The organism is Olsenella sp. KH3B4 (assembly GCA_900111695.1).
Lineage (GTDB): Bacteria > Actinomycetota > Coriobacteriia > Coriobacteriales > Atopobiaceae > Tractidigestivibacter.
This window is the reverse complement of record FOHD01000002.1, coordinates 1-14277: the sequence shown is the minus strand read 5'-3', so window position 1 is coordinate 14277 and position 14277 is coordinate 1. Positions and strand designations below refer to the sequence as shown.

Annotated in this window: 11 protein-coding genes; 6 read left to right on the top strand and 5 right to left on the bottom strand. The window is 63.4% G+C overall.

Annotated features, from left to right (window positions below; genetic code table 11):
• Nucleotides 1-126 precede the first annotated feature (126 nt).
• Entirely contained in the window at nucleotides 127-672 is a 546-nt protein-coding gene (locus tag BMX94_RS02040; protein ID WP_177171289.1) for a hypothetical protein, read from the top strand.
• 63 nt (nucleotides 673-735) lie between these two features.
• On the opposite strand, the gene BMX94_RS02035 is transcribed toward BMX94_RS02040, so the two are convergent.
• Entirely contained in the window at nucleotides 736-2478 is a 1743-nt protein-coding gene (locus BMX94_RS02035; RefSeq protein ID WP_091002910.1) for an RNA-binding domain-containing protein, read from the bottom strand.
• A gap of 844 nt (nucleotides 2479-3322) precedes the next feature.
• Here BMX94_RS02035 and BMX94_RS02030 point away from each other — a divergent pair.
• The 3 genes from BMX94_RS02030 to hslO all read left to right on the top strand — a co-directional run bounded on the left by BMX94_RS02030 (nucleotide 3323) and on the right by hslO (nucleotide 9498).
• Nucleotides 3323-7513, top strand: a complete 4191-nt coding sequence (locus BMX94_RS02030; protein WP_091002908.1) for a hypothetical protein — start codon at nucleotides 3323-3325, stop codon at nucleotides 7511-7513.
• A gap of 137 nt (nucleotides 7514-7650) precedes the next feature.
• The gene (locus BMX94_RS02025; protein WP_091002907.1) at nucleotides 7651-8076 is read left to right on the top strand and encodes a potassium channel family protein; all 426 of its coding nucleotides are present in this window, start codon (nucleotides 7651-7653) and stop codon (nucleotides 8074-8076) included.
• A gap of 468 nt (nucleotides 8077-8544) precedes the next feature.
• Nucleotides 8545-9498 carry an Hsp33 family molecular chaperone HslO gene (gene hslO / locus BMX94_RS02020; protein ID WP_091002905.1) on the top strand — a complete coding sequence of 318 codons (954 nt, stop codon included), beginning with the start codon at nucleotides 8545-8547 and terminating at the stop codon, nucleotides 9496-9498.
• Nucleotides 9499-9543: 45 nt separating this feature from the next.
• On the opposite strand, the gene BMX94_RS02015 is transcribed toward hslO, so the two are convergent.
• Together BMX94_RS02015 and BMX94_RS02010 are read right to left on the bottom strand one after the other, a co-directional pair.
• Nucleotides 9544-10056 carry a nitroreductase family protein gene (locus BMX94_RS02015; RefSeq protein ID WP_091002904.1) on the bottom strand — a complete coding sequence of 171 codons (513 nt, stop codon included), beginning with the start codon at nucleotides 10054-10056 and terminating at the stop codon, nucleotides 9544-9546.
• A gap of 120 nt (nucleotides 10057-10176) precedes the next feature.
• Nucleotides 10177-10692 carry a pyridoxamine 5'-phosphate oxidase family protein gene (locus BMX94_RS02010; protein WP_091002902.1) on the bottom strand — a complete coding sequence of 172 codons (516 nt, stop codon included), beginning with the start codon at nucleotides 10690-10692 and terminating at the stop codon, nucleotides 10177-10179.
• 357 nt (nucleotides 10693-11049) lie between these two features.
• On the opposite strand from BMX94_RS02010, the gene BMX94_RS02005 reads away from it, so the two are divergent.
• Nucleotides 11050-12066 carry a GlxA family transcriptional regulator gene (locus BMX94_RS02005; protein WP_177171288.1) on the top strand — a complete coding sequence of 339 codons (1017 nt, stop codon included), beginning with the start codon at nucleotides 11050-11052 and terminating at the stop codon, nucleotides 12064-12066.
• Between the two features lie 61 nt (nucleotides 12067-12127).
• Here the strand turns inward: BMX94_RS02005 and budC are convergent, their stop codons facing one another.
• Together budC and BMX94_RS01995 are read right to left on the bottom strand one after the other, a co-directional pair.
• The gene (gene budC / locus BMX94_RS02000; protein ID WP_218138440.1) at nucleotides 12128-12919 is read right to left on the bottom strand and encodes a meso-2,3-butanediol dehydrogenase; all 792 of its coding nucleotides are present in this window, start codon (nucleotides 12917-12919) and stop codon (nucleotides 12128-12130) included.
• A gap of 109 nt (nucleotides 12920-13028) precedes the next feature.
• Nucleotides 13029-13880: a GRP family sugar transporter gene (locus BMX94_RS01995; RefSeq protein ID WP_286159987.1), complete on the bottom strand. Its 852-nt coding sequence runs from the start codon at nucleotides 13878-13880 to the stop codon at nucleotides 13029-13031.
• Between the two features lie 170 nt (nucleotides 13881-14050).
• On the opposite strand from BMX94_RS01995, the gene BMX94_RS01990 reads away from it, so the two are divergent.
• Nucleotides 14051-14277: transposase (locus tag BMX94_RS01990; protein ID WP_143052243.1), on the top strand; the 227-nt coding region annotated here is incomplete at its 3' end.

Below are 14277 nucleotides of genomic sequence, written 5' to 3'. Positions count from 1 at the left end.
TAACAAAGGACAGGGATTCGGAAGAGCGAGGGTCCGCCTGTCTCAAACTCTCTGCCACTTCACTCGGATATTGCCGACGCCATACGGGGGCAGAACGGGCTCTCGACGCTCTACGCGCCGGGCGACATGGCCGCAGCCATCCTGGCGCTCGAATGGGACGTGGGCTACAAGATCCGGGCGCTGCTGTTCGACGACGGCACCCTGGAGATCAACTACTACGAGCGGCGCACGTCGGTGACCGGCGGGCGCATCGTGCAGGTCTTCGAGATAGACCCCGCCGGATACTCGTCCGCGAGCGCATGCTCCTACGACTCCATCAAGCTGCTGGTGAAGAAGGTCTACATCGACTCGACCATCGGTTCTCTCGGCCTGACGAACTGCAACTACTGGTTCAACGCGTTCTCGAACTGCACCGAGGTGCGCGGGTTCGAGAACCTGTCCGGCATGGCGAGTGCCGACCAGATGTTCTCCATCTGCTCTTCTCTGGAGACGATTTATTCCGACTCGACCTGGACGCTTCCTTCGAGCGGCCTCACGGGATCTCAGTGCTTCTACTCGCGCTTCACGTCACTTGTGGGCGGAAACGGCACCGTGTGGGCCACCAACAAGACGGCGTACACGTACTTCCGCATCGACCCGGCGAGCACGCCAGGGTACATCACGATAGCGTAGGACGACGATTGGACGCGAATAGGACATGTCCTAACCTGATGGACTATTGTCCCATCATGTCTATCAATGTCCTATTCTCTCCCAGCCCTTTTCCGTAATCTCGTAGTGGGCACCTCCGCCTCGACCAACAAGCACGAGACTGCCATCCTCGACGAGCTTGACCAGGGTCCTGTATGCTTGCTTCCGGTGCAGGTGCAGTAGATTCTCCACGTCGCGCGTCGCGACAGACCCGCCTTGCCTCTCGGCCAGCTTCATGATGAGCTCCGGATAGCGGATCTTGTCTATGTCGGACTGCCGAACGTATCCGGCTTCCTTGCCCGATTGCGAGTAAACCTTTCCGCTGAGCATGTACGAGCGTGCGGTCGAGCTCCCGCGAGCCTCGACGAGCCCGGCCTCGAGCAGCTCCTCAACCGTCGCACGCGCCGCCGCGTCAGTGATGTGGAGTTGCGCGGACAGATCTGCGACCGTAAGCCGCCTCTGCTGCTTGAGCGCGTCGAGCACGAGCAGTGACCTGAGCGACAGATGCTCGCCGGTCTTCTGCTGTTCTTCGTTGATCATCCGCATGAACAGCTCGTCTGGCGCGCTCCGCGCGATGAAGACGCTTACGCTAGCCGACGTGCTTCCGGTGTAATCGGGCAGGGGCCTTCCGTAGTACAGGGACCCCTCGAAGATGCGGTCGACACCGCGTCCGGTCTTCTCGGCGAGGCCAATGCGCTTGAGAGCGTTCATCAGGCACTCGTTTCGCCCGTGTGGCTCGACGGTGAGCAGGTTCTCGATGGTGACCCCTTCGATGAACCCGCCGGGGTTTGCGATGGTGAGCCCCTCGTCGTCTATGAGCACACGTACGCGCCCCAAGGCGGCATAGTCGCGATGGCCAAAGGCGTTGACGAGCGCCTCGCGGAAAGCTCTCCTGTCGAACTCGGGCACCGACTGCCTGAAGAGTCCGTCCTCAAACTCCCGCTCTGGGTTCCAGGGGTCGAGCATCTCGCGCATCTTCTCGATGGTGTAGAGGAGCGGCTGCTCGAAATCCTGGTTGACGCGCACCTCCGTGCCCGCAAGCACCTGGAAGGTGGCGGCCGAGGTCGGTATGGTGCGGGCTATGACCTCTGCCCTGCCCGCGAGCAGGATGCCCGTAACCGTCGGTGTGACCTTGCCGTCGGCGAGCGTCGTCATGCGGAGGGCGCTCAGGATCTCCTCGTCGGGTAACTCCAAAAGCGCCTGGTCGCTGTTACGGTTTCGAGCCAGAATATCGCGCAGGCGCTTCAGCTCCTCCGGGCTGAAGTCGTCGATGGTGGTGTCGGGCACCGGGAATGCAGAGTAGTCGAGTTGGCCCAGCGTGGAGAGCCTGGTGATGATCTCGTAGGGATAGAGGGGGGCGCTCTCGGGCGTGCCGTCGGCTTTGAGCCTTCGGCGCATGATCTTGCCCTCGGAGGACGAGACGATTGCCATCGACCTCGGGATTTCCACGAGCGTCACCTGCTTGCCGGCGTCATCGACAGATCCATCGGGTGCGAGGAAGAGGGTCGAGACGCGCGCCGGAACGGGCGGCACCGTCTTGTTGGCGATGAGCGCTGCAAGCTGCGTGACGTCGCGATGGTCTTTATGAACCCCCGTGGGCTCGCCGTCATCCTCAACGCCGAGGTATATCTCTCCGCCGTTGGTGTTGCTGAGCGCGACCACCGTGTCCACGAGCTCCCCGTCAGGCAACCTACTGGGCTTTAGAGCTCCATTCGGGCCTCTCTTGAACTCGCTTTTGAACTCGATCTCTATGGTCTCCCTGGACGGAATCTCTCGCCGCTTCGGCATTCTTCGCCTTTCGATGCGATGGTCATCTTGGACGCATTATAGACCATCGTTAGGACATGTCCTAATAATGATAGGACAATGTCCCATCATGTCCCATCGAATGGAAGCCCTCCCGGCCGTTTCGGTCAAGAGGGCTTTCCTTAGCACTCGTCACTGTAACTAGATGGCCTCAAGCTCCCTATACAGCAGGTCGCCCTCATCAATGAGCACATTCCACCACCACTCGGGGTTTCGACCCACGACTGGCAGAGCATGTCCAGAAGTGTGTTTGACAGCCTCGCAGTTGCGGGTTTGAGCGCCGAAAGATTTCGGGTCTGAGCACGAAAAACTTTCGGGTGCGAGCATGGGCGCGTCGACCACCCGCGGTCGGCCCGGCAATGTCGTTGCTTCGGTCTGCGACGTTGGGAGGGCCAGAGAGGAATGATCGACGTGGACAAGATAGAGGACATGCGCGGGAGGGCCAGGCGCGGCGAGCCGCCTCGAGCCTGACACGGAAGAGGTCAGAAGTTCAAATCTTCTAACGCCCACCATAAACTCGCAGGCCAGAGGGTATTTCCTCTGGCCTGTTTTCGTATCTATCGTCCGGGTGGAACGAACCTGGTACGAATCGTCCCGCGCTTTGAATCGTCCGGGACCCCTGATGTGTCGCGCGTATCCACGGCGCTCTTCCGGTTGTGTCCGGTCCCTCCGCCTGCCTGCTGCAGCCGTCCCATGTTGCTGCGCCCTCATACTTTGGGATGACGCGCGTTGCTTTCATGCCGTCGAAAATCACCTAGAAGCTGAACACCTATAGCCTGCAGGCAGAATCAGCCGATCAGGTGGACTTTCTAGGATTGGAGCGACCATGACAACGCGCCTCACACGCACGCGGTGGCTGCCCGTCGTATCCGGTGCGGTCGCGGCGGTGCTCGCATTTGCCGCCCTGCCCATGACGGCGCTGGCAAACGACGAGCTGAGCCCCGGACCCTACTCGGAAAGTAGCCAGCTGAGCACCGATGCGTACTCCGCCCTTGGCCTCACCGTCTCGGACGATACCGGTGACGCCGGCACCTATGCCCCCTATGGCAACGACGAGAACGTGAGCACCACCCTGCTGAGCGACGACGAGGTCTACATGGCAGCCAACGGCGCCAGAAACAACGTATACACGCTGCGGGGGAAGCTCAACCAGCTCTACAATGCCAATACGAACGCGGAAGGTTTGATTGGCTACACCACGATCTCTGACGACTACGGAGGGATGGGCGGAGCTTATCTGTTCTGGCCTATCAACGAGCTCTACGGTACGAGCGGCGATTCAGGGATAGCCGTGGATATGGTTGAAAAGGGCGTTAGCTACTACTCGCCGCTCAGCGACAACGAGAATGACGTCATCAAGGGGTCTACCAACAACGGATTCAGCGGCAAGTATGCCACCGGTGTCTCGGCAGACCTCGGCAGTGGCTACAAGGACCACGTCGTCGAGCTGCGTGCCTATGGGAGCCAGTACTACACCATGGTCGGCAACCGGCAGTTGAGCGGCGCCTTTGCGGTAAAGGTATTCTCGCTTGACGCAAAGGGGAACCGCACGGAGGTCGCGAGCCTCAGCCCCACGGTCAATGACAGTCAGATCCAGGTGAATGATTACACTGACGAGCTGGCGTACCTCCGGGCCGGTTACCTGCAGGAGTACGACGCCTACTTCGAAGTGGCCGCCGCGGACGTGGACGGCGATGGCGTGGACGAGGTCTTCTGCTACACGGGCTGCTACAAGGACGAGAACGGCGAGCGCCTGGCCTGCGTCGACATGTGGGACCTGCAGTCCGACAGCTCCTGGGGCCACACCCAGGAGTGGGTGGACTGCGGCCAGGCGTCCTACTACGTCACAGATGATGAGCTTAACCAGATTCGCAACAGCAAGGATGACCCCACCGCTCGAATGCAGCTCATGAAGGCCCCGGTGGTCACCCTTGCCGGCGGCGACCTTGACCGCCGCGGTGGAGATGAGCTTGCCATCACCGTCTCCGCGCCCACGAACCACGACAACCCGACCGACGCGGCTCGCTGCTACATCTACACCTGGGATGACACCGCAAAGCGACTCTCCGCCGTCGTAAACGACGGCTTGGGCGACGACTATATCCCCCTGAGCACGACCGTCGGGGCAGCCTCCGCCATGGTCTCTGCCAACTGCACCTTCGGAACCTTCAGGACGAGCGACACTGATACGGCCACGGCCCTCATCATTGCCGGCTGGGACTGCGGTGGCAGCTCAAACGCGGAGTATGCCAACTTCGGCTACCGCTACGTATACTATGACACATCCCAGGACGATTTCGTCGTCTCCGACTACATCCGCAAGGCCCTCGGCAAGGACGCTGCGCACATCACCGAGACCGCCTGCAAGGACGCGAACCAGGGCGGCCGATACCGTCCGACCCTGGCGCCCTTCGCCCTGGGCGCCGCACGCTTGAACGGCCTCAACCAGAGTGCCGCCGAGAACGACGACGTTCTCATGGGCGGAGACATCTACTCGTTCAGTCTCTCCGCTGGGGTGAGCCTCGACACTCTCGGCAGCATCAGCCTCACCTCTGACCAGGTGAACTCGAACCGTTACACAAAGGGCAAGGAGCAGGTCTGGATCGGCGACGTGCGCGTGGGCGCCGTGTCGGGCTCCAGCCAGTACGAGGAGAGCTTCCTCGCCGTCACGGGCGTCCACCGCGACGAGGACCTCGGCAAGGATGACGACTACTACTGGATGGACGTCTCGCACTTCTCTGCCAAGTGGTCTGACGGCAAGCTCCGGGGCTACACCACCGGTGAGGAGGGCGTCATAAACGAGAGCGTCCGTGTCCACGATACGACGCAGTACGGATGCTGGATCAGCCTGTGCCTGCCCAACGTGGACCACGATGGCATGCAGGTACGCTTCAAGGCGGCGGCCGAGTACTACACTGCGCCGCAGCTGCTCGCGGTGCTCCAGGGGTCCCCGTACTTTCAGGACCTCCAGGACAGCTATGGCTACCTCAACTACGGCGGCACCGCGTTTGGCTCCGAGTCCAGCAGCGCCTCTGGCTCCGGCTGGTCCATCGAGGGAGAGGCAGGCGTCTTCGGCGAGGCGTCGGGCGGCTTCCTTGGGCGCGTGGAGCTCGAGGGGGAGCTTACGGGCCATGCGGGCTACGAGTACCAGAGCTCCTCGACGCTCTCGTATGGTGTGGACTACGACGCGCACGCGGCCGAAGGCAACAAGGCCGTGGTGTACGCCGTGCCCATCATGTACTACTGGTACGAGGTCAGCGACTCCAGCAGCCCGGAGTGGACGGACGTCGTCATGCCCGTGTTCCTCACGCCGGTCACCGCGGTCGTGAGCCAGGAGACCTGGGACGAGGCGGTCGAGAATTACGACCTCGACGCCAGCGTGAGCAGTGACAGCTCCACGCCGCTCACCTACAAGGTCTCCGACGTCCTCAACAACAGGCAGGGCGACCCCGCCAGCTACGGCGTCGACACCCTGACCAAGACGACCCTGCTGCCTACCGCCAAGCGTGCCTTCACGTACCAGCTTGACGGGAAGGACGCCTGGTCCATAGCCTCGAACGAGGAGGGCGTCGCCACGGTGCAGACCATCGCGGCCGAGAACGAGACCGAGAAGACCGTCGACGTGGGCGGTGCCGTTGCTCTGCAGATAGGTGCCGGCTTCGGCATTGGGGAAAACGAGATCGTTACCGGTATGGTGTTCGGGCTGTCGGGTGGCTACACGACGCTGAAGTCCAGTTCCACGGGCTTCTCGTTCACGGGCACCGTGGACAACCTGCCCGAGGCTGCCGAGGGCTACGGCTTCAGCTGGAGGCTCGCGGTGGACCAGAGCTCCTCCGACATGTCCGTCGACGGCACGCGTCCCGCCACCAACCAGTTCTGGATCGTTGGCTATGACGTCACCAACGTGAAGCAGCCCGAAATCCCCATGGTGAGCGGCTTTGCCACGACCGGTGCCAGCTACGATGCCACCACGGGCAAGGATGCGGTCACCCTGTCCTGGAACGACATTCTGGCCTCCGACCAGAAGGCGAATGGCTACAAGTACGCGGTCGCCATGTACCCCACGACCGATGATGACCACTACAGCTATTCCTACACGCTGGACGGCTCCACCACAAGCTACGTCTGGGAGGGCCTCTCCACCAGCAGCAGCTACCGCTTTGCGGTGTTTGTCGTGGACGGCACGGGCAGGCAGGCGAGCCTGCGCTCGCCCATCGTGAACGTGACCACGCTGCCGGCCGGCGACGCGATGGCCGTGGACGGCATCAACGTCCAGGGCCAGGCCAACACAGACGACGCGAGCGATACGTCCACCAGAAAGGCCACGCGCAGGATGGGGGAGTCCCTCACGCTTGCCATGAGCGGCAGCTACTACGACTCCGCCTCCGCCAACCCGGACAAGCAGCCGCTCTTTCGCTGGTATCGCAAGGAGGCCTCCAAGCCCTACTGGCAGGAGATCTCTGCCGGAGCCACCCTTGGTACCCAGGACGACAAGACCTACACGTCTACCTACGCTATCGACGAGGTAACGGCGGAGGACGATGGCACGGTGTATCGCTGCGACGTGAGCTACAACAACATCGTGGTCTCGTCCCAGACGGTTACCCTCGATGTCACGCACACCTACTTGATTGCCGATTCTGCCAGCACGTACTCGGCAACCAGGAGGCGTGTCAACTATCTGAACGCCGGCCTGCTCCGGTTCTTCCGGCCGGTTGCTGCCGAGAACGAGTCCGGCCTCAAGCCGGACGAGGGAGGCACCACGGACAGCGGCAGCGCGACCGGTGGCACCACGGACAACGGTAACGCGATTGACGCCACGACCGATGGCGGGACCAGCGCTTCCGCTGGCACGAGCGCTGCCACAGGCTCCGCAAAGGCGGACTCCACGTCGGGCACGCCTCAGACGGGAGACACCGCGCCGGGCATCGGGACACTGGCCCTTGTCGGCTTGGCTGGCACTTCGGTCCTGGTGGCTGCGCTGGCGCTTCGCCACCGTTCCAAGGACCGTGGCTAGCGACCTGTAGGGACCTGCGGTAGGCGATAAGGGTCTGCACCCGTGACCTCTTCGCCACGGCAGACGGTGACTTGCTGCCCCACACCCCGCCCGTCCTGTTGGGCAGGCGGGGCATCCCGTTTGAGACGGAGGCTTCGATGCTCAACCACAAGCTGCTACGTGCCGTGCTGCGCAACACCGGCCTTGCCCGCGCCGCATGGGGGTTTCTGGCGACGTTCGTTGCGGCGTCCGCGCTGCTCGCGCTGGTGGATCCAGGCGTCAACGGCTTCGGCGACGCGCTGTGGTGCTGCTTCCAGGCCGTCACGACCATTGGCTACGGGGACATCGCCGTCACGAGCACCGTTGGCCGCGCGATTGTGGTGGTGCTCAGCGTGGTGGGGATCCTGTTCGTGGCAGTGCTCACGGCGGCTGTGGTCAGCTACTGCAACGAACTCATGCTGGCGCGGCGCAACGAGAGCCTGGCCCTGTACCTGGACAAGCTGGAGCACCTTGACCGGCTGACACGTGAGGAGCTGGCCGAGCTCTCGTGGGCGGTGCGCCGGCTGCGCGGCTCGCGGGGGTAGCGCGCCCCGGACGCGCAAGAAGCTCTTCGGTCACTCGCCTCGACTACCTGCAGCAGATTACGCGCTGGAGATTCTACTCGGGTGCGCTGCGGCCTTCTCGTTGGCCTAATTACGCACGGCTGAGCTTGCGAGAAAAGCCAACTGGGCTTTTGTCGGCGAGAACTTCAGCCGTGCGTAGTTCGCGATGGCCTCGTGTTTGTTAAATGGCTTATGTTTACGGTTGGTGGCAGTTTTTTCGAGATGCCCCGAGTAGAAACCGATTTGATACTTGATAAACCGCAGGTCACAGAATTGCTATCAATTAGGTGATACATAAGAAGTCTGCGAAAAACTGCCACCAACCGTCATTTCTGGTCAAGCCCCTCCCCGCGGGTTGAATTGGAGCCGAGTTCGTGCCCCGTCGTGAAGAAAAACGGCCGCTTCTCGTTTGGCTACCATGGTTCCCGACAAACGCGAATGGGGAGGACCATGGCAGACGAGAAGAACGAGCAGGTGGCCGGTGAGAGCGGCGTCATCGACTTCAACGCAGAGACGGTCCGCCTCGGCGACCACCTCGTGCGTGGCACGGCGGCCGAGGGCCAGGTGCGCGCCTTCGCGATAACGGCACGGGCGAGCGTCCAGGAGCTGCACGACCGTCACCAGACATCGCCCGTTGTGAGCGCCGCGCTTGGGCGCCTTCTGATGGCAGGCATGATGATGGGCGCCATGTCCAAGAACGACGACGAACTCATAACCCTCGTGGTGCACGGCGAGGGCCCCGTGGGAGGCCTCACCGTGACCGCCAACAACCACGGCCAGGCCAAGGGCTTTGCCAACCACCCGCACGTGTGGCTGCCGCTGAACGGCGTGGGCAAGCTCGACGTGGGCAGCGCCGTGGCGGGTGAGAGCCACGTGGGAACGCTCTCGGTTATCCACGACCTGCCGGGCATGGACCCCTATTCCAGCGAGGTTGCGCTCGTCTCCGGAGAGATTGGCGATGACCTTACGTACTACTTTGCCGCAAGCGACCAGGTGCCAACCTCGCTTGGGGTGGGCGTGCTGGTGGACACCGACCAGAGCATCCGCCAGGCGGGAGGTTTTATCGTCCAGCTCATGCCGGGATGCGATGATGCGGTGGTCGACCGCCTGGAGGCAAACCTCTCTGGCGTGCGCTCCGTCACGGACCTGCTGGAGGCCGGCATGAAGCCTACGGACATCCTCGGGCACGTGCTGGACGGCCTGACCTACCAGGAGCTGGATGCCATGCCGGTGGAGTTCCACTGCGGTTGCAATCGCGATCGCGCCGCCCGCGCGGTGCTGGCGCTGGGCCGCGCCGAGCTGGAGGACATGATCTCCAAGGGCGAGCCCGCCGACGTGTACTGCCACTTCTGCGGCGAGCACTACCGCTTCGAGCCGGACGAGCTGAGCGACCTTCTCGGCTGATCAGCTGCGGCGGCACCGGCGCGCCACCTCCCCGGTGCCGCCCCTCTACAGCCGCGTGACGGTCTCGGCCAGCTCCTTGCGTGAGGCGTGGTTGGGGAGCGGTCCCGTGCCCTCGGCGGCGTAGCCCAGGTCGATCGCGCAGAGGACCACCTCGTTGCCGGGCAGGCCAAAGGCCTTCGCGACCTCGTCGGGGTTCAGGCGGTTCACCCAGCAGGAGTCGACGCCCTCGTTCGCGGCTGCAAGGATCATGTGGGTTGCCACGATGCTCGCGTCCTCCACGCCCGAGGTGCGCTCGCTGCTGGGATAGGTGTAGACGTTCTCGCTGTCGAACGCGACGAGAAGGACGGTGGGCGCGCCGTAGCGGCAGGGGGTGAGGCCGTTGAACTTCTCGAGCGCCTCGGCGGACTGCAGCACGTAGACGTGCTGCTCCTGCAGGTTCTTCGCGGTCGGCGCCACGCGTCCCGCCTCGAGGATCGCCGTGAGCTTGTCCTCCTCAACGGCCCGGTCGCTGTACCTCTTGCATGAGTAGCGGTTCTTGATGACGTCGGTGAACTCCATGGGACGGTCCTCCTCTGCTGGTGGTTCCCTTGCGGGCGGCAGGTTCAGTGTACGCGTCTACGCTGGGCTTATATGGCCGAGAAACGCCATCTTCCGCGTGCCGCTTTGCGGCAGCGTGCCCTACTCGCCCAGGTCAAGCCACTGGCGTGCGTCGAACTCGCGCTTCTTAAGCGCGCTGCACAGGTAGTCGATGCGCGTGGGCGCAACCTCGATCAGGTGAAGCCGCGTGCGCATGCGCTCCAGTACCGCGCCGGTGAGGCCCCTCGCCTCAGCCGCTCGCGTGTACTCTTCACTCGTGGGGTCGACGATCTCTGCGGTGCCTGTGACCTGCACGCTTTCGAGCTTCCCAAACTCGTACGAGGGGTTGAAGACCGCAAGAGACACGTGGCTGTTCGCCTTGAGTGCGTGGAACTTGAGGCCGCCCTCGGAGAAGATCCAGAACCTTCCGTCCCGGTAGGCGTACTCAAGCGGGGTGCAGCGCACGAGGTCGCTCGATGCCGTTGCCAGCGCGCAGACGCCGCGCGTGCCGAGAAACGCATCGATTGCCTGTCGCAGCTCCTCCTTGGGCATGCGGGCAGAGGTGGCCTCCTTCTCGGTCCAGTAGCGCGCCGCCTCGTCGAACTCATCTGGTGTCATAGTCAGTCCTTCCCATCGTTGTTGATGTGCTCCAGCGCTTGGTTGCTCCGCTCACGCCGAGGATCGGATGCGCAAGGCGCCGGAAGTTGTCCCTCCAGCCATTTTTCCCATTGCGAAGCGCCCGCCTGACCTCCAGGCCAAGATAATGCCGGGCGGACGTACGTCGATGGGGCGCGACGATGTAGGCATTGCCTGGCGACTGACCGGCGCGAGCTGTGGCTAAGACGCGCCCACTGCCTCCTTGAACCGGGCATGCGCATGCTTCTCGTGATGACGGGTGGTATCCTTCTGGACGCGATGCCAGGCCAGAGGCCCCTTCCCCTGGCCCCGCGCGACGCTGACAGGAGATCGCAGCCCATGTCCAGAGGCCAAGGCACATCGGAGAGCAGCTCCCCGCGCATCCCGCGCGTGGTCGCCCTCCTCATGGATGGCATGTGGACGCACGACCTGGCCAACGTGATCCAGGTCTTTGGCAACGGCGCCCCGCTCAAGGGCCAGGCGCCCTGCGAGCTCACCTTTGCCTCCTCGGGAAGCTCTGCCTCGCTCGACCATGGCCTCTCTGCCGCAACCACGCCGCTCCGCGCGTGCAACACCACGCCTGACCTGGTGTGCGTTCCCGGTTTTGTGGATCCGTGCCGCGCCATCCAGTCAGACGAGACGGACGAGACAATCGCCTGGCTCTGCGAGTCCGCCCGTCACGGGGCCGAGGTGGCCTCGCTTGGGACCGGCGCGTTTGTGCTGGGGGCCGCCGGACTTCTCGACGGCGTGCGCTGCACGACGCACCATGCCTTCTCGGTCGAGTTCCGCCTGCTGTTTCCCGCAGCGCTACTGGACGAGGACACCATCTTCACGCACGATCGCACGCGCGGCATATGGACGTCCGCGGGCGGGGCGTCCGGCCTGGACCTCTGCCTCTCGCTCGCCTCGCACCTCTCTGGCCCAGTGGTTGCGTCGCGGGTCGCCGAGGCGATGAGCCTGTGGAACCCGCGGCCGCTTGGCACGAGAAGCGACGCCTTTGGCATGCCCGACACGCCCGAGGTCGAGCGCCGGGGCAAGGACGTCGAGCAGGTCTGCAAGATTGTGAGCGCGAACCTCTCGCGCCCGTGGACGGTGGCGTCGATGACGCGTCTGGGCGGCGTGAGCGTTCGTACCTTCCAGCGGCACTTCCTCGAGTCCTTGGGCGAGACGCCCAAGGAATGGCTTCTCGCTCAGCGCCTGGAACTTGCGACCTTGCCCTTGGTTCAGACGGACCTGCCGATGCCCGTCGTTGCGTCGCGCGTGGGACTCTCCGGGGCGGACGCGCTCTACCGCCTGTTCGTGGCGCAGCTGGACGAGTCGCCCTCCTCGTACCGCAAGCGTTTCTCGTCGCAATAGGGGAGAGGGGCTGCCGCCGGAAGCTCCGGGGCAGCCCCTCTCAGAGCGTGATGCGCCGAGTCTAGATCTTCTCGTCGTACTCGCCGGGCGCCTGGCCGTCGGAAGCAGTGACGCCACCGTCCACGCAGAGCACCTGGCCCGTGATGTATGCCGCGTCGTCCGACGCCAGGAACATGACCGCGCGGGCGATGTCCTCCACCTGGCCGATGCGCGCCATGGGGATGCGCTCGATGAACGGAGCGACCTTCTCGGGCACGGTCCAGACGCTACGGTTCATGTCGGTGGCGGTCATGGCCGGGGCAACGGCGTTGATGCGGACGCCCTTGGGGCCGTAGTCGATGCAGAGGCTGCGCACCATGCCCACCACGGCGTGCTTGGTGGCGTTGTACGCCCAGGACATGTAGTCGCCGCCCAGGCCGTTTACGCTTGCCGTCTGCACCACGTTTCCCTTGGTCTTAAGCAGGTGGGGCATGGCGTACTTGGTGAGGTAGAAGAGGCTGTCAACGTTCACGGAGAACATCTTGTGCCAGTCTGCGGCGCTCATGTCGGTGACGGGCGCCTGGCAGAAGATGCCGGCGTTGTTCATAAGGACGTCGAGGCGACCGTAGTGATCGACCACCTCGTCCACGAACGCCTTGCAGGCAGCCTCGTCGGCGATGTTGACGGAGTAGGCCGTGCAGTCCGGGTAGCCGGCGAGGGTCTCGTGCACGCCGTCGACGTTGAGGTCGGCGCCTGCGACCTTGGCACCGTTCTCGGCAAAGGCACGGGCGATCGCGCGGCCGATGCCGCGGGCGCAGCCTGTGACGATGACAACCTTGCCGTCGAAGTCGTACTTGTTGTGCGTGATGGACATGGGTGCTCCTCTCTGCCGCTGATGCGGCACATGGGTTTCTTACTGTGCGAAGGGGCTTTCTAGCCGAGCTTTGTGGCGCCGATGGCGATGCCACCTGCGGCGATGATGATCATGCCTGCGATGACAAACTTGAGCTCCTGGGGGTCTTCTTCTCGTGGAGGATGAACAGGCCGCCGAGCGTGGCGAAGATGAGGTTCATGTTCGCGAGCGTCCAGCCCACAGCCACGCCGTTGACCTGGTTGGAGAAGAGGACCGCGATGTTTGCGACGGACCACAGGACGCCGGTGAGCATGTTCTGCCAGGACTTGAGGCCAAACACGCCCTCGACGCGGCCAAAGACGCCGTCGACAGAATCGCGCTTACTTACGATGATGGAGATGACGATCGTGGCGGCGAGCATGAACATCGCCTGCGGGAGCAGGATCTGGAAGCTGTCCACGTTGAAGAACCTGGCCGCCGTGGCGTATGCCACGTACAGCGCCGAGGAGATGGCGGTGATGATGACGCCCTTGCGGATGTCGGACTTGCTGGTGGTTTCCTGGCCGGCCTCGGTGTAGGTGGTGAGCACGGTTCCCACGATGATGAGCGCGATGCCGGCAAAGCCCACGCCCATCTGCCAGGCATGCGGCCATTCGTTGAAGTAGAACGCGCCTATGACCGAGGTAAGGATGAGCTGCATGCCCGAGGTGAGCGGCATGGCTCGCGATACGCCGAGATAGTCAAAACTTTTGATTTGAAGAATCTGGGCGATGGCCCAGGGGATTCCGTTTACGGCCGCTGCTGCGATGAGCGCGGGACTCCAGGCAATGGGGTCTACCAGGGCAACGACGATGCTCATGACAAGGGCGGTGAGCACCATGCCCATCTGCTTGTTGGCGGTGGTGCCCCCGATCTTTTGCATGATGATGCCTTGGAAGCCCCAGCCAAGTGCGGGAATGAGTCCAATGAGAATGGAACCCATGGCGCCTCCTTGATGGAATGCGACTAAGACGTGTGCTGTTCGTGCCTCCCGGGATTGACCCTAGTATATGCAGCCTTAAAACCCGGTATTTTGCGTCAATCAGTCAATAATCCGGAGAAAGGGACCCCGGACGAACGATCGGACCTTCTCGGTCCGGGAGGGAGCCCGGGATGTATACCAAAGAGGAGCGCGAGGGGATACTCTGGGAGTTCCACCAGAGCGGGATGAGCGTGGCGGAGGCCTGCCGCAGGCTCGCGCTGTTCCCCAACGAGTGGAACCTGAGACGGTGGCTGCGCATGGAGGAGGCGGGCGAGCTCGCCGCCCGCGAGATGCCCGACCGGGCCTCCCGCATGCACTGCGCCCACGGCGAGGGGAGCCCCGCCTACCGGAGGGCGCG